General features: G+C 44.2%; 19 protein-coding genes. 7 read left to right on the top strand and 12 right to left on the bottom strand.

Annotated elements, in window-relative coordinates; all coding sequences use genetic code 11:
• Positions 1 to 19: 19 nt before the first annotated feature.
• Positions 20 to 316 carry a hypothetical protein gene (locus HYU97_02005; protein MBI2335519.1) on the top strand — a complete coding sequence of 99 codons (297 nt, stop codon included), beginning with the start codon at positions 20 to 22 and terminating at the stop codon, positions 314 to 316.
• Here HYU97_02005 and meaB read toward each other — a convergent pair.
• The 3 genes from meaB to HYU97_01990 all read right to left on the bottom strand — a co-directional run bounded on the left by meaB (position 306) and on the right by HYU97_01990 (position 3,113).
• Positions 306 to 1,241, bottom strand: coding sequence for a methylmalonyl Co-A mutase-associated GTPase MeaB (meaB, locus tag HYU97_02000; protein MBI2335518.1), 936 nt, complete (start codon positions 1,239 to 1,241; stop codon positions 306 to 308). The two genes, HYU97_02005 and meaB, sit on opposite strands and share 11 nt — an antisense overlap.
• Positions 1,242 to 1,355: 114 nt before the next feature.
• A complete protein-coding gene (locus HYU97_01995) occupies positions 1,356 to 1,697 on the bottom strand; it encodes a hypothetical protein (protein ID MBI2335517.1) in 342 nt (113 codons plus the stop codon).
• A 57-nt stretch (positions 1,698 to 1,754) separates the two neighbouring features.
• Positions 1,755 to 3,113, bottom strand: coding sequence for a radical SAM protein (locus tag HYU97_01990; GenBank protein MBI2335516.1), 1,359 nt, complete (start codon positions 3,111 to 3,113; stop codon positions 1,755 to 1,757).
• Between the two features lie 242 nt (positions 3,114 to 3,355).
• Between HYU97_01990 and HYU97_01985 the strand changes: the two genes are divergently transcribed.
• The 6 genes from HYU97_01985 (at position 3,356) to HYU97_01960 (ending at position 7,642) form a co-directional block, all read left to right on the top strand.
• A complete protein-coding gene (locus HYU97_01985; GenBank protein MBI2335515.1) occupies positions 3,356 to 3,769 on the top strand; it encodes a hypothetical protein in 414 nt (137 codons plus the stop codon).
• A gap of 61 nt (positions 3,770 to 3,830) precedes the next feature.
• Complete coding sequence (locus HYU97_01980) at positions 3,831 to 4,286, top strand: hypothetical protein (protein MBI2335514.1); 456 nt, start codon at positions 3,831 to 3,833, stop codon at positions 4,284 to 4,286.
• 79 nt (positions 4,287 to 4,365) lie between these two features.
• Positions 4,366 to 4,791, top strand: a complete 426-nt coding sequence (locus HYU97_01975) for a hypothetical protein (protein MBI2335513.1) — start codon at positions 4,366 to 4,368, stop codon at positions 4,789 to 4,791.
• Positions 4,792 to 4,885: 94 nt separating this feature from the next.
• Positions 4,886 to 5,644 carry a hypothetical protein gene (locus HYU97_01970; protein ID MBI2335512.1) on the top strand — a complete coding sequence of 253 codons (759 nt, stop codon included), beginning with the start codon at positions 4,886 to 4,888 and terminating at the stop codon, positions 5,642 to 5,644.
• Between the two features lie 32 nt (positions 5,645 to 5,676).
• Positions 5,677 to 6,618, top strand: a complete 942-nt coding sequence (locus HYU97_01965) for a hypothetical protein (protein MBI2335511.1) — start codon at positions 5,677 to 5,679, stop codon at positions 6,616 to 6,618.
• Positions 6,605 to 7,642, top strand: a complete 1,038-nt coding sequence (locus tag HYU97_01960; protein ID MBI2335510.1) for a hypothetical protein — start codon at positions 6,605 to 6,607, stop codon at positions 7,640 to 7,642. The genes HYU97_01965 and HYU97_01960 overlap by 14 nt, the downstream gene beginning before the upstream one ends.
• 91 nt (positions 7,643 to 7,733) lie before the next feature.
• Here the strand turns inward: HYU97_01960 and HYU97_01955 are convergent, their stop codons facing one another.
• The 9 genes from HYU97_01955 to HYU97_01915 form a co-directional block, all read right to left on the bottom strand.
• Positions 7,734 to 8,114 (bottom strand): LapA family protein, encoded by a 381-nt coding sequence (locus HYU97_01955; protein ID MBI2335509.1) that lies wholly within the window; start codon positions 8,112 to 8,114, stop codon positions 7,734 to 7,736.
• Positions 8,115 to 8,162: 48 nt separating this feature from the next.
• Positions 8,163 to 8,654, bottom strand: coding sequence for an HIT domain-containing protein (locus HYU97_01950; GenBank protein ID MBI2335508.1), 492 nt, complete (start codon positions 8,652 to 8,654; stop codon positions 8,163 to 8,165).
• A gap of 7 nt (positions 8,655 to 8,661) precedes the next feature.
• On the bottom strand, positions 8,662 to 8,961 hold the full coding sequence (locus HYU97_01945) for an integration host factor subunit beta (GenBank protein MBI2335507.1): 300 nt from the start codon (positions 8,959 to 8,961) through the stop codon (positions 8,662 to 8,664).
• Positions 8,958 to 9,857 carry a signal peptide peptidase SppA gene (sppA, locus tag HYU97_01940; GenBank protein MBI2335506.1) on the bottom strand — a complete coding sequence of 300 codons (900 nt, stop codon included), beginning with the start codon at positions 9,855 to 9,857 and terminating at the stop codon, positions 8,958 to 8,960. Before sppA ends, HYU97_01945 begins: the two co-directional genes overlap by 4 nt.
• A 48-nt stretch (positions 9,858 to 9,905) precedes the next feature.
• On the bottom strand, positions 9,906 to 11,558 hold the full coding sequence (locus HYU97_01935) for a 30S ribosomal protein S1 (GenBank protein MBI2335505.1): 1,653 nt from the start codon (positions 11,556 to 11,558) through the stop codon (positions 9,906 to 9,908).
• A 220-nt stretch (positions 11,559 to 11,778) separates the two neighbouring features.
• Positions 11,779 to 13,086: a 3-phosphoshikimate 1-carboxyvinyltransferase gene (aroA, locus tag HYU97_01930; protein ID MBI2335504.1), complete on the bottom strand. Its 1,308-nt coding sequence runs from the start codon at positions 13,084 to 13,086 to the stop codon at positions 11,779 to 11,781.
• Complete coding sequence (locus tag HYU97_01925) at positions 13,083 to 13,928, bottom strand: prephenate dehydrogenase/arogenate dehydrogenase family protein (protein ID MBI2335503.1); 846 nt, start codon at positions 13,926 to 13,928, stop codon at positions 13,083 to 13,085. The genes aroA and HYU97_01925 overlap by 4 nt, the downstream gene beginning before the upstream one ends.
• Positions 13,925 to 15,001 carry a prephenate dehydratase gene (pheA, locus tag HYU97_01920; protein ID MBI2335502.1) on the bottom strand — a complete coding sequence of 359 codons (1,077 nt, stop codon included), beginning with the start codon at positions 14,999 to 15,001 and terminating at the stop codon, positions 13,925 to 13,927. Before pheA ends, HYU97_01925 begins: the two co-directional genes overlap by 4 nt.
• 40 nt (positions 15,002 to 15,041) lie before the next feature.
• The gene (locus HYU97_01915) at positions 15,042 to 15,656 is read right to left on the bottom strand and encodes a hypothetical protein (protein MBI2335501.1); all 615 of its coding nucleotides are present in this window, start codon (positions 15,654 to 15,656) and stop codon (positions 15,042 to 15,044) included.
• Between the last annotated feature and the right edge of the window lie 271 nt (positions 15,657 to 15,927).

Below are 15,927 nucleotides of genomic sequence, written 5' to 3'. Positions count from 1 at the left end.
ATTTAGCAAAAATTTGGTTATGAAATTAAAGCAAAACGAAATCCCTGATTATGTGCAAGCTAGCCTTTGGTTTGCTAACCCTAAGGTCATTGATCTAAAAAAAGAACAGCACCAAGTGATCACTGCTATTTTGAATCGGGGGGTATGGGATGCGGTGCGGTGGTGTTATCAATTTTATGGAGAAGAAGCCATCAAAGCAGCGGTTACCTCGCCTCAAAGGGGTTGCTGGTTTCCTCAGGCCCTCCAGTTTTGGTTGGTATTTTTTGCCCTTTCTCTAGATAAGGGCTCTTTCAATCAGGCAATTTTCAAACTTTAAGTTGGCTAGCAGCCGTATAAGGGCTCATTTCCCCGGACTCTACTTGCTGTTTTAATTGAAGGTAACGGGGATCTTTTTGAAATTTTTCTTCTAATTGTTTATTGAAGTTTTCCAGCAAAATGTCTTTGAACTCCTGGCAACGAATTTTAGAGATTCGCTCTGTATATTGACCACCTGTCCTAACAGTTTCTTCATGTTTTTCGATTTGTTCAAAGAGTTCTGATATGCCAACACCATTCACCGCCTGCATTGACAAAACAGGAACTTCCCAACTATTGTTTTGTTGACCCGACCCCATGTGAACCATGCTTTTCAATTCTAAAACAATTTTATCAGCTCCTTCACGGTCGGCCTTATTCACCACAAAGATGTCCGCCACTTCTAAAAGCCCGGCCTTCATGGTTTGAACGGTATCCCCCGATTCTGGAGTCAAAACCACGACCGTGGTACTGGCAATTTCCATAATATCAAACTCGGTTTGCCCCACCCCCACGGTTTCTACAATCACCCAATCCATACCAAAGGCATCAAACAACCGTACAATATCTTGTGTGGCCCTAGAAAGCCCACCATGAGCTCCACGGCTGCCTAGGCTGCGAATAAACACCCCCTCATCACCCACATGGTCTTGCATGCGAATACGATCCCCTAACACCGCCCCGCCAGAAAAAGGGCTTGATGGATCAATCGCAATAACACCTACTTTTTGACCTTTTTTGCGAATTTGGAGGATAAGCTGATTAACCAGGGTCGATTTGCCTGCCCCCGGTGGCCCGGTAATACCTAACACCGAGGTATTACGAACCCGATCATGAATGGCATCCATGATCTTTGCCAATTGATCAGAGCGATTTTCAACCACAGAAACCAACCGTGACAAGGCTAAGCGATCGTGCTTTAAAAACTTTTTTAGAAGTGCGTCCATGGAACGCATTCCCTAACAAACCAAGCTCTAACGACGCAATAAAAAAACCCCTTCCACAAACGGATCGTAGAAGGGGCTTGAAAATCTTTTTAATGGATCCCGGATGACGCTTAATTAAGCGGGTTTAGCGCCTGCAGAATCCATGGTGGCAGCGAAGGCACCATTGTCTTTTTCGGGGGCACTGGATTTGGGATTGGCCATGGCACCGCGCGATTTTTCAACTTCTCCATTCAGGCCAGCCCAGGCTTGATCAACACTTTTATCCATTGAAGCCTGTGCCGTCTTTAAAGCCTCACCCGATACCTTCTTCGCAGCTGCATCTCCTCCGCCTTCTGGTTTAACACCCTTTGTCTTGGCGGCAGCCCCGGCACCTTCAGCTGCACCACCTAAACCTAATGTATTGGCTACTTCTGGGGCTACTGCACCTATAATTCCTGCTAAAGCTGGTCCTGGCATAAAATCCTCCTCAATAGTTTCTAAAGGTTGTATCGTCACCCTTTGAGTTCGAAGTTGCTATAAATACTTGGCCTCGCCTGTAGGATTCATCTCTGTGAATACCTGATTTGAACCAGGTCGTTGATAAATCACATTGTAAAGGGTTTTAAATTCGCCCATGATTTCCATGAATCGTTTGGGGTTAATATTTCGATTCAAATAGGGAAATTCTTCAGTGTTATAATTGGGAAAGAAAGCCGCTTCTTTTAAGATACTAAAATCCATAAAATCATGAACGAGGCCTAACTTTTTACCCTCTTGCCATAAAGCGGTGCCTGGCCAAGGGATGGATACATTCAATTCAACCTGAGAAAGTTTAGCCAGATTATGAGTTAAAAATTCATGGGTGGCTCGCAAGTCTTCTTCTTGTTCCAAGGGATGACCCATTAAGATTGAACAAGCCGGATGAATGCCTTCATCATACAAATAATCAATGGCTTTTTGATTGAGCTCAACACTAGAGCCCGGTTTAATTTGCGCCATCATGCGGCTGGAGCCCGACTCAGCCCCAAAGGCGACATACTTCATATTCATCTTTTTAAAGGTTTTGACCATCGCATCATCAATGAGATTGGCGCGGCCCCAGCAACTAAACGATAGTTTTTTATCCAGACCCTCAGCGTGGATCAACTCTGCAATCTTTTCAACCCGCCCGCGTTGCACAATAAAAAGATCATCAAAAAACCGAATATGCTTAACCTCTGGGAAGTGGTTTTGAATGGCCTTAATTTCTTCCACCACATATTCGGGTGAATGCACCCGATAACCACTGGTAACATTGGGAATGACACAAAATGAACAATTATAAGGGCAACCCCGCGAGGTCATCATGTAAGGCATCCCCATGGTTTGAACAAATTTTTCTCGTTTAGGACGGGGAATGTCGTCTAAACAAGCAATGGCCGATCGTTTGGGATTGACGATTACTTTACCGGCCTTGCGATAAACCACTCCGGGGAAATTAGAAAAATCAATTTGTAATAGAGGTTTTTGTTTTAACAAACCAACCAACTGGGAAAAAGTTTCTTCACCCTCACCGATGACCCCAAGATCAAATTCCGCAGGTAAAGTATGGGGCAAACTGGTTAAATGCACTCCACCCAGAACCGTCAAACAACCCCACTTGGCCTTGGCCTTACGGGCCAACCACTTGGCATATTCAAAATTCTCAGTAACAGACGAAACCCCTAAGACATCAGGATTAAACTGACCAAAATCTGCCAACCGATCTTTAATCTGCACTTCAACTTCAGGATGAGTCTTTTCTAAATAGGCCGCTAAATACATGGGCCCTAAATTGGTGGAATACCTTTTGATGACCCTCTCAAAGGGCTTGGTATGATCTTCGCGAATGGCGGTAATAAACCCTATTTTCATAAGATACATGACTCCCTTGAGGTTTTCGGGTCTGGCTTGGGGTAGAGTTGCTAGGTTATAATTATTTGAAATTACTAGCAAATTTGTTCCTCCGTCATACTAGTTTGATGCTGGCTCTTCTTTTTAAATAAAGCGTCTAGTGTGCTCAAAATAAGGTCATTTGAAGCAACTTCAAGTCGCTGAACTAAAGATAACTCCCTTAGAGTTTGTTTTGTTATTTGGATCTAGAATTGGGGGGAATTATGGTCATTTATATCGCTGTTGCTGCTATTGTTGTGGTTGGTGCGATCGTTACAACTGTCATTGTTACTGAAGCCAGCAAAGAAACCGCCAAAACTAACGCCGAGGCCCAAAAATACACGGCTGATCAAGCTAGAATCGCCCAAGTTGAAGCCGCTACCAAGCAGGCCGATGCGGAAAAACATGGCTACAATATCGACAAAGAAACTGAAGGAATGATCCTCGCCCAAGACGAACGAGAATTTGAAAAAGAACTGGCCAGCGAAAAAGAAATTGATGCCGCCCAATGGGCCTTGCTTCAAACCTATTACACCCCAGAAACCGCTGAATTTTCAGCTATTAGCGAAGAATACGACTATGGTTTCGAAGGTGTTGAGGCCAGTTATGATAGCGAGGGCGATGTGATTTTAGGCTAATTTTGATCGTGTGTCAGTATAGGATGGAATTCAAAGGGGTCTGACCCCTAGGAAGGACCCTATGGTTGTTTTCATTGCTGTCTCTACTACCGCAACTCTTACGGCCAGCGTTATTGCTGCTGGTGTGACTGTTGTGGCAATCGCTGGGATTGCCACTGCTGTTGTTGTCACTGAGGCTTCAAAAGAAACGGCTGAAACCAACGCCGAGGCCCAAAAACACACTGCCGATCAAGCTAGAATCGCCCAAGTTGAAGCCGCTACCAAGCAGGCCGATGCGGAAAAACATGGCTACAATATCGACAAAGACACTGAAGGAATGATCCTCGCCCGAGATGAACAAGAATTCGAAAAAGAATTGGCTAGCGAAAAAGAAATCGATGCCGCTCAATGGGCCTTGCTTCAAACCTATTACACCCCAGAAACCGCTGAATTTTCAGCTATTAACGAAGAATACGACTACGGTTTTGAAGGTGTTGATGCCAGTTATGATAGCGATGGCGATGTGATTTTAGGCTAAACGCAACTCTACCTGCTAAAATCGAAGATAATCCATTTAGAACTTAATTATGGGGGGACTTTGTAAAAGGAGTCTTCCTATGGTTATCAGTGCTGCTGTCCTTATTACCGTTGTTGCTGTCGTAGCCGTTGCTGGCACCGTAGTAGCAGTCGTAGTCTCAGAAGCTTCTAAAGAAACTGCTAGAATCAATGCTGAGGCCCAAAAATATACGGCTGATCAAGCTCGAATCGCCCAAGTTGAAGCGTCTAAACAGCAGGCCGATGCGGAAAGACATGGCTATGATATCGATAAAGAGACGGAAGCCATGATCCTCGCCCGAGATGAACAAGAGTTTGAAAAAGAGTTGGCCAGCGAAAGAGAAATCGACGCCGCCCAATGGGCCTTGCTTCAAACCTATTATACCCCTGAAACAACCGAATTTGCTGTGACTAACGAAGAGTATGATTATGGTTTTGAGGGAGTAGATGCCAATTACGATAGCTCGGGTGATGTTGTGTTGAGCTAAATCAGATTGCTTCTCCGCCAAAGGCGGATCGCAATGATATCGAATTAGCTTTTTCCTTGCTTCGTGGACCCTTTCCAGCCAAAATTAGCCTACTATGCCTAAAGAACCTACCGAGAAGGATTATATTGCTATTAACCGGCTCGCCATGGAGTATATTTGGCGAAAGGTCCAAAAAGTTAAGCGCGAAGGCAAAGACTATATTCGTTACCTGCCCGATGATATCCCTTACCTTTATCAATCAGGCCTCATCGATACCGAACGGGTAAGCTTAAAAGCACTCAACGAATTCTTCGAACCGTTGCGGGGCCCAGATGGTGCCTTTTATGTTGACCATAAAAAAATTATTGAATTAGGCAAATACCGTTACCACAAGATTGTAGGCAAACCCTTTGATCCCCTTAAAATGCGGCGAGGGAAATATACGCTAGAACGTCTAAGACGGATATTTGAAAATAGTCTCATCCCCTCTACCTCGCTGGATCCAAAATTTATTTGGAATCAATTCAACACCACGATTATGTCCAAAGCTAACTCTAGAGGGGAAATCGAGTTTACCGAAGAGATGCTACGTAGCCTTGCCAAGACCCTTGAACTCTACCCCTCACCGCGTCGTAGGCTGGAATTAGATGTAGAGTCACTGCGTGCTCAAGAAGTTCAAGAAAATGTCAAAATTCATCAAAATCCAGAGCTAAGTCAATTCACCCATAAAACGGATATTAAAAAAGCCACGGTCAAGAGTTTAAAGGATGTACTTGTTAAAACTAAAGAAGCTATTGCAGATCCCCATCGCCAGGGTAAAGGTGAAGTAATCGATATCAAAAAATTAAAAAAACCCAAACCTGGCAAAATATGATTCTTGTCTTTCATCAAAAGTCCGACCCTAGTGTGACCATTGCACCATCGATGTTGGCCGATCTTCAAAAAGAATTTTCCAAAATGGAGTTCGTCATTGCTAGCAGTGTCGATGAATATTTTAATCACCTGAGTCGTGCTGAAATTATTTGGAGCAATGTCTTCCCAGTGGGCTTTCCCCAAAATACCCTTCAGTTAAAATGGTTTCATACAACCACAACCCATACGGGTGGGCAAATTCCTGAAACCGCCTTTCGTTCAAGCGTCTTTTTAACAAACAATCGCTCGGTTTATGCTGAAAATGCCTCTGAAATGGTGATGGCTTATTTGTTAATCTTTGCCAAACAATTTGTCACCCTGTACACAGCGCAACAACAAAAGACTTGGCTTAGTTTGAGTCAATTCCCTGAAAAACATCGCATTCGTTCGCTGATGGGCCAAACGTTAGGAATTGTGGGGTTTGGGGCCATGGGTCAGTCCACCGCCAAAAAGGCAAAAATGTTTGGCATGAAAGTTATTGCCAGTGACATCAATCCAACACTCAACACTGCCTTACTCGATGAATTTTATTTGGACGATTTAAAACCCATCTTTGTGAACAGCGATTATGTCTTAATTGCGCTGCCGCTTTGCCCATCTACTCAAGGGATCATTAGCGACAAACTATTAGCCCAAATGAAAGAAACCGCTTGTCTTATTAATTTATCCCTAGGTCAGGTGCTCGATGAAATTTATCTTTATAATATGTTAAAATACAAAGACATTGCGGCTGCGGTGCTGGATAGTTTTCAAATGCAACCCTTGCCTCCCATTCATCCCTTTTTTGAACTCGACAATCTTCTCATCACACCTCATGTTGCGTGTTATGATCAATATGTTTTAACAAAACTCATCACTCATTTTCGAATGAATTTAACTCGCTATTTGGCTGGGGAAACCCTGATCGATCCTATTCCAAACTATGACTATGTCTAAAAACTTTAACATCTTAGATGTCACGGTTCGCGATGGTAGTTATCTTTTAAATCATCAATATAAACCTGAAGATGTGGCTAAAATAGGCAAGGGGCTTTATGAGGCTGGCATTGCATATGCCGAGGTCAGCCATGGCTGCGGCATTGGCAGTTATTTGTTAGGCATACCCTCACTTGCCAAAGATGAAGCATTACTCCAGGCTGTCAAAGAGGCTGCCCCTGATTTGAAGCTGAGCGTGTTTATTTCACCTAATGATCCAACCCTTGATCTGATTGACCAATTGAAAGATTATTTTGAGATCGGCCGGGTGGGGGCGAATGTTCACGAAATCAAGTTGGCTCAAAAATTTATCGAGCGGTTAAAAAAGTTTTCAAAAAAAGTTTCACTACAGCTTGTGCGCTCTCATGCCCGCGATCCGCAATTTGTAGGGCATATGGCTCGCCGCGCTGAGTTGATGGGGGTCGATATTGTTTATTTAGTCGATACCTACGGAAGTTTTAAACCTGAAGAATTAAAACCCTATATTGAAGAAATGAAATCAAAGCTTGATCATGCGCAAGTTGGATTTCATGGCCACAACCATTTGGGACTGGCCAACACCAATGCCTATGCGGCGATTACCCTAGGGGTCGATTGGGTCGATGCAAGCCTGATGGGGGTTGGGCGAGGGGCTGGCAATACTTGTCTGGAAGACCTGATCACCGAGCTACAAACTCAGAACCAATGGGCCCATATCAACCTTGCTCAATTAGAAAAACTCTCCAAGAATATTGTCCTTCCCATTTTTAAAAAGCCCCCTCAGGCCAGTATCTTTGATCGCCTATGTGGCAAATACAAAATTGATTATGCACCCGAGAGCCATTTTATCAAACTTGCTGAATTGTTGGGTTTAAGTATTGAGGGCCTCATGAAAGAATTTCGCTCAGATTCGGAATTTGTGGATGTTAATTCTACTAACCTTCGACGTATCATTAGCAAATATGGAAAAGATTATGACGAGGTTACTAGACAAATGTCATTGTGAGATTGCTTCGCTGCGCTCGCAATGACAGAGACCTCGTCATTGCGAGGCAAGCCTGCCGAAGCAATCTCATACCATCGCAATGACAATTAAATTACGAAAGCCGATCCAACTCATCTTTAATTTTTTGTTCGGGCGGAACATAGTGTTCGCGGTGTAAGTGGCTGCGTAAGTCTTCCATTTCGGCTTCTAATTCACGAATGATGCGGTTTTTAGCCTTGAGGTCTTTTTGTTTATAAAACACACTAAACGAACCCATCAAACCCGCCGTAATCATCCCGATACAAAAAGCCGAAATCAATAAGAGCCCAACGGGAAAATCAACCGATTCTAAATAGATAAAAGGTGGAATATCGAAATGAAAGCTTATTTTATAACCAAGGGTTTGGCTGTTAAAGTTAGAAAGCAAGAAATTAAAAATAATAAAAATAACCAACGTGACTAAAAAAATTTTAATGAATCTCCATAGGGCCATGACAACTCCCCTTTCTTAAGGGCCTTTTACCAAAACTTGACACAATAGTTAAACAATCTTTTTGAGGGCTCGAAGCAAGCGATCATAAGTTTTGGTTAAATATTCTACAATAACTCGATCGCCCTTAAAAATGGGCATAAAGTTGGTATCACCCAACCAACGCGGCACAACATGCATGTGCAAATGTTCTTTGATACCCGCACCAGCCGCTAACCCCAAGTTCATACCTACATTACACCCTTGCGCATAAACGGCCTTTTTTAAAAGGCGGGTACAAAGGCCGGAAAATGCCATCAATTCTTGATTTTCTTCGGTGGATAGACCACCTAATTCATTGGTGTGCCGATAAGGCACAACCATGAGGTGGCCATTAGAATAAGGGTATTTGTTGAGAATAATAAAAGTGTGCTCGCCCCGCCACAAAATGAGATTGGCTTTATCTTTTTTTTTACTTTGCTTGGGATACTTACAAAAGATACAGCCTTTTTCTTGGTGACCTAAGAGATAATGGATTCTCCACGGAGCCCAGAGATTTTTCATGGATGACCTATGCCTTGGCAGGCGCATCGTCTTGATTGATGCGCTCTTTTAATTCTTTACCTACCTTGAAAAAAGGGATTCTGCGACTGCCTACAAAAACCGATTCACCCGACTTGGGGTTACGCCCATTGCGTGCCGGGCGACTGCGAATTTCAAAACTACCAAACCCTCTGATTTCAATGCGATTGCCTTTAGCTAAGGCTTCAACCATTTTATCAAAAACGGTTTCGATGATCATATCAACATCTTTGTGCGATAAATTCTGCACCCTGCCAGCTACAATATCAACCAGTTCGCTTTTATTCATACGGCATCCCCTTTCATCAAATATAAAAACTGCCTCTGCTTTAGATGATAAAACATTTTTAGCAAAGTGGTTTCTGCATCTTCGGTTAATAATAATTCTACAAAACTTTTTTTCTTACGACCCGGATAAGAGACATCGGGTTCGCCTTTAATGCCGGCTAGCTCTCCGGCCACTTTAATGGCGTCGCGCAGCCCACCCAATTGGTCGACTAACTTTTCTTGCAGGGCTTGCTCGCCCGTAAATACCCGGCCATCGGCAAGTGCATTGATTTGGTCGTCGGTAAAGCCTCGACCTTCTTGAACGGCACGCTTAAATTGGGCGTGCATATTGCCCAAAAGACTTTGCAAAAAAGCCCGTTCTTCTTCGGTCATGGGGCGAAGTGAACTGCCAATATCTTTCCTGGCCCCGGCCTTTAAGATTTCAGCTTTTACTTTAAATATGCCCAAGAAGCCTTCAATATTCACGTGATCCATCAATACCCCAATGCTACCCGTAATAGTGCCCGGCATGGCCAAGATTTTGTCGGAGGCTACAGCGATATAATATCCGCCACTGGCCGCCACCGACCCCATAGACACAACGACTTTTTTCTTTAATTTCAGTTTTTTGACGGCTTCGTAGATTTCTTGGGAAGGGCCGACGGCACCACCTGGGGAATCGATGCGTAAAACGACGGCTTTAATGGATTTGTTTTTTTCTACCTTTTCGAGGGTTTCGAGCGTGTCTTTGGCCTCCATGATCGTGCCTTCGATCTCGACCACGGCGACATCAGCGCCCGTATACTCTAAATTATCGGAACGACTGAGCAAGAAAAAGATAGCGACAATGAAGACGGTAAGCGAAGCTAGGAAGAACAGCAGAACACCGCTTAAAATCCACCAACCTCTTTTTTTCACATGAACTCCACCATGGATCCCGGGTCTGCGCCCGGGATGACGTAAGGGCTATTCGTTTTTAGGCTTCATGATGTCAGAAAACGTTGCTTTTACTTCTGACTGTTTGGATTTAAAATCAGCAAATGCCTTCTTTTGGTTAAATTTGCTCAACGCCCTGACGCTTAAGATGATCTTACGTTCTTTTTCATCGATTTGAATCACTTGCATGTCGATTTCGTCACCCACCTTGGGGGCATCGCCATCGAACTGATTCATAGGGATAAAGGCATCGACGGGATCACCTAAATCGATGGTAAAACCCTTAGAATCAATGGCCGCCACTTTACCTTTAACTTGATTATCGATTTCGAACTTTTTATTGATCACCTGCCACAGATCCTCGGGCAATTGTTTAATACCTAAAGAAATTCTTTCATTTTCTTTGTCGATGTTCAGAATAACAGCTTCGATTTCGTCACCCTTTTTGTAAAGGTCGTTGGGATGCTTGAATTTTTGATTCCAAGAGAAATCGGAAATATGCACTAAACCATCGATGTCTTCTTCAATGCCCACAAACACACCAAAATCGGTGATGTTTTTAGCAACACCTTTGACCTTTTGGCCAATGGGGTATTTTTCAGCCAGTGAATCCCAAGGATTGGGCTCGATTTGTTTCATGCCCAAGGAAATCCGCCGATTTTCTACATCGACACTCAATACCATGGCAGTTACTCGATCGCCCACCGAGACAATCTTGGAAGGGTGTTTCACCTTTTTCGACCAGGTCATTTCGGAAATATGAACCAAACCTTCAAAGCCTTCTTCAATTTCAATAAAGGCACCATAGTCGGTCACATTCACCACTCGGCCTTGCACGCGAGTGCCTACGGGGAATTTTTCCAACACCTTTTCCCAAGGATCTTGCAGCAATTGTTTTAAACCCAACGAAACTTTGTGCGAGTTTTCGTCGAATTTTAAAACCACTACTTTAATTTGTTGACCCACCGAAACAACTTCAGAAGGGTGGGCAATGCGCCCCCAGGTCATGTCGGTGATATGCAACAAGCCATCCACCCCGCCTAAGTCGATAAAGGCGCCGTAATCGGTCACATTCTTCACATGACCTTCTACCACTTGGCCTTCTTTAATGTTCTTGAGCAATTCTGTTTTGGCGGCCTCACGTTCTTTTTCTAAAATGGCGCGGCGTGATAGCACCACATTACTCTTTTGTTTATTGAGTTTAAGAATTTTAAAATTAAATTTTTTGCCCAATAGCCGATCTAAACTTTTAACGGGTTTAAGATCAATTTGTGAACCAGGTAAAAAGGCACGTACCCCGCCCACATTAACAACCATGCCGCCTTTGATTTTACTAATCACCACACCTTCAACGTCGCGATTCTCTCGTTCGGCTACTTCTAATTCGTCCCAGGCATGTAAGGCATCGGCCTTTTCTTTACTGAGCTCAACCAAACCTTCTGCATTTTCAACCGATTCAAAAACCACATCAACTGGGTCGCCTTCGGTGACAACTACTTCGCCATCCATATTTTTAAATTCGTGGATAGGAATTTGCCCCTCTGATTTAAAACCGATGTCAACAAACACATAATCGCGGCTCACCTTGACAATCTTTCCCTTGACCAAACTCCCCGTTTCAATTTTTTTTGTTTTGAGACTCTCTTCAAATAAGGCCCCAAATTCTTCTGTCGTATACGTCATAACTTTGTTTTTAAAACTCCTTTCAACTGCAACTTTTTAAATTATGGACCTCTTGCACAACCGTAGCGAGCGACCCAAGGACAAGGCGGGTCGGGGCCCCAAAACCGGAGCGTATATGAAAATACGTGAGGATTTTGGGGTGACCCAACGCAGTCATTGGGTCGCGCAGTAGGTTATGCAAGAGGTCCATTTAAGCTGGCGGAATATAGAGACTTTGACCTTAGCTGTCAAGGGATACCGGCACACCTATGGCCGATAAGTGGTTCCAAAACTCAGGGTAGCTTGTCCCCACACATTCCACATCATCAATACAACTGGGCCCTTGCGCAATCAGAGCGGCCACTGCCATGCTCATGGCAATACGATGATCCCCATGGCTATGAAAATGTGCCCCCTGCAAGGGCCCACCCCCTTGCACCCAAAAGGCTTCGGGCTTTGGCGTTACGGTGACCCCCAGCTTTTGCAATTCATTGGCCAGCGTGGCAATACGATCGGATTCTTTAACCCGCAGTTCACCTACATCTCGAAACTCTGAACGCCCCAAAGCCTTCGCTGCTGCAACTGCCAAGACTGGAATTTCGTCAATGAGCCGTGGCACCAAACGCCCTTTGACGTGGCAGGGTTTTAATTGACTATGCCGCACGACAAGCGTCGCCACGGCTTCCCCGCCTTGGGTAGGAAGCGGGCTAACAAGCACTTTTGCCCCCATTGATTTTAAAACGTCGATAATGCCGGTACGAGTGGGGTTAACCCCAATCTGTTCTAACTCGATCTCGGCCTTCGCAACAATCGAACCTGCTACCAAAAAAAATGCCGCTGAACTAATGTCGCCCGGAACCGTTAAATTTAAAGGAGTTAAACGAGAAGAACGTAATTTTAACTTAGTACCTTTGCTTTCAATATCAACTCCTTTGGCCTTAAATAAAATTTCGGTGTGATTTCGAGAAAGCGAGGGTTCTTCAACCACGGTTTCGCCTTGGGCATAAAGCCCGGCTAAGGCAAGGCAACTTTTGACCTGGGCACTGGCAATGGGAGAAATATAATGAATAGCCTTTAAGCCAGGGCTTGGGTCAATATGAATAAAGCGTTGCGTAGGCGACAAACGCTCTTCTCGAATCTTGGCCCCCATTTGAACTAAAGGCTGCATGACACGATCCATGGGGCGACGATTCAACGAGGCATCGCCGGTTAAGACTGAAGCAAAGCTTTGGCCTGCTAAAATGCCCATCATCAATCGCAAGGTTGTGCCTGAATTTTCACAATCTAAAACTTGCGTGGGGGCCTTAAGACCTTGCAAACCCTGCCCTTCGATGATGACTTGTTGGCCTTGCACTTGGATGGGAACACCCAATGCCTGAAAACACTGCATCGTAGCCTTAACATCTTCGCCGAGCAGCAAATTGTTAATAATACTTTTTCCCTCCGAAATGGCCGAGAACATCACCGCGCGATGCGAAATGGATTTATCCCCTGGAATTTTTATTTTTCCCGACAAATTTTGAGTGGGTTGAATAGAAACAGACTTCATAATTTACGACGCAAGCGAGACCCTAATTGAAAAAACTTTAACAAGGCACTGGCATTTTTTTTTCTTAAGAGTGATTTTAAAAACTGTAACCTGCCAATCATTAAATCAATGCTATCAAGAATAGGCTCGCGATTGGTTAAAAAAATATCTTGCCACATTTTGGGAGAACTGGCCGCCACCCGAGTAAAATCACGAAAACTGCTCCCTGCATAAGGAAACAGACGACCTTGCTGAACTTTTGAAACGACATACACTAACGAATAAGCCACGGCATGCGGCAGATGGCTTAAAAAAGCCACCATTTGATCATGAGCGGAAGCATTGATGAGATGAACATCAGCGCCTAGAACTTTTAACAAGGTAATTAATTTTTTCCCCTGCGAATGTTCATTATTCAACACAAACCATGCTCGCCCAAAAAAAAGATCTACCTTTGCCCCTAAAATACCCTCGATTTCATTGCCCGCCATAGGGTGCGAACCCACAAACTGAGAAATTTTGTAGCGCTTGGCTACTTTTAAAATTTCAGCTTTGGTGCTACCCACATCGATAATCAAACAAGATGGGCGAACCCATTTTTTAAGCCGAGGCAATACCTCTATGATCACCCGAATCGGTAAACACAACACAATCAAATCGGCTTCTTTCAACCAAGGCCCCAATTGGGCATGGGCCTGATCGACAAAACCTTTTTTAAGGGCATGGCGCCTAGGAAAGGCCTTACGATTGTAAGCTAAAATTTTATCGACTGCATGAACCTTTTTTAAAGCCCAAGCTAGCGACCCCCCCATTTGCCCCAAACCCAAAATAGCCACCTTGGAAAAGAGTGGGGACTTTTTCATGGATTGCCCTTGGGGTAAGAACCCAAAATTTTGAGCTGATGACAAAGCGATTCCATTTTTTCTAAAGCTGCCGCCACTTTAGGATCTTGGCGATGCCCATCGAGATCGATAAAAAATACATATTCCCAGGCCTCTTGGCGGCTAGGGCGTGACTCGATCTTGGTAAGATTGATATTAGCCTCGGCAAACACCTGCAAAACTTTGGCCAAAATCCCCACCTCATCTTTGGCCACAAACATGATCGAGGTTTTATCGTGGCCACTGGGTTGGGGGGCATATTGACCAATCACCCAAAAACGGGTGAAGTTTTGAGAAATATCTTCAATATTTGAAGCTAAGATTTTTAATTTATATTTTTCAGCCGCAAAGGCACTGCTAATGGCTGCCGCTTGTTTATCTTTTTTGGCCAAAAGTGCGGCCTGTGCTGTGCTGGGGGCACTGATCACTTTAACCTGAGGCAGTTTTTGTTCGATCCACTGCCGACATTGTGCCAAGGCCTGTTCATGGGAATATAATTTTTTGATCTTTTTAAGATCTTTTGTCACTGCAACTAAATGATGATGAATGGGCAAAAGCAATTCGCCCGAAATTTGTAAGCCAAATTCCATGAATAAATCGAAGGTAATGTTGATCACCCCTTCGGTAGAATTTTCAACCGGCACGACCCCATAGTGCGCACGCCCAGCTTCGACTTCTTCAAAGATGCTACGAATCGAAGGACGATCAAGAAATAACACGGAAGAACCAAATTTAGCTGCGGCGGCAGCATGGGAAAATGTGCCTTCGGGCCCTAAATAAGCAACCTTTAAAGTAGACTCTAAAGCAAGCGATGCCGATAAAATTTCACGAAAAATTACTTCGATGGCACGATCGGGATAGGGCCCTTTATTCTTAGCAATGAGTCGACGCAGCAGCAGTGCCTCCCGCTCGGGAACATGAAACGCGCCTTTGGCTGCTTGCTTTATTTTAGCAATTTGCTGAACTAAATCGCCTCGCTCCTGCAGTAAATGAAGCATTTTGTCATCGATGGCATCAATGGCTTGGCGAACCGGTTGCGAGGCAGGGGTAACCATGAAGGGAGATATAGATTTTAGGTTAACCAACGTCAATCATTTACTGCAACAGGTGGGTCCGAAAGGCCTTGATAAAATTCTTAAAACACCCATCTTCTAAAGCTAACATATCACTATCGGTTAAACCCGGTGGTGGTTCAAAACTGCCAATCAACTTTTTTACATGACGCAAATGATCGGATTCATCTTGGATGATCTTTTGAACGATGATTTTAATCGGTGAAGCCCCCAAACATTGCAAATAGGCAGGGTAAGTCTGCATGGCACGCAATTCGATAATGTAACTCACATAGGCATAAGTGCGATAGGGATCGTAATAGCCGCTGAGCTTTTGAAGGTAATCATTAATAGAACTATCGAGGGATTGAAAATACTCTTCTGAAATACCACAAATCTTAGCACGAATGGGTTCGGCCAAATTTAAGTGGCCAAACACCCTATGAGCCATTTGTTTTAGCATCAGACTATGCTGAATCTCATCGCCCAAGTGATGAACCTCTGAAGTGCTAACGGCATCGAAGGGCAAGGCCTTCACCATTTTACGATAACCAATATATTCTAAATAGCTTAAGGCCCGAAGCCAAAAAAAATGGGTATGTTCTTGCCCTACTACCTCTTCAATAAAGGTAGAAAAAAAAGTGTTCGGGTTATTCATATGCATAGATGGATGCCCTTACTGCTAATCGTACAGACCGTCAACATGGTTTTTGTACTTCATGTAATGCTTCAGTCTTGCAGGGAGAGCGCTTGGGTTGTTGAGGAAGCCATCGCGGAAGCGGCGGGGCGCCCCCATGCGGGCTAGCCGGCATGGAAAGCCGAGGCCCGCCGCAGGCGGGAACGCGGAAGGCTTCCGTGCCGGCTAGCCCCATGAGAAGATATGGATGACCTCAGCACTTGCCACCGGGCGCTGGTTAGCCCAATAAGAG

This window comes from Deltaproteobacteria bacterium (assembly GCA_016183235.1).
GTDB lineage: Bacteria > UBA10199 > UBA10199 > DSSB01 > JACPFA01 > JACPFA01.
This window is presented reverse-complemented; position numbering and strand designations above follow the sequence as displayed.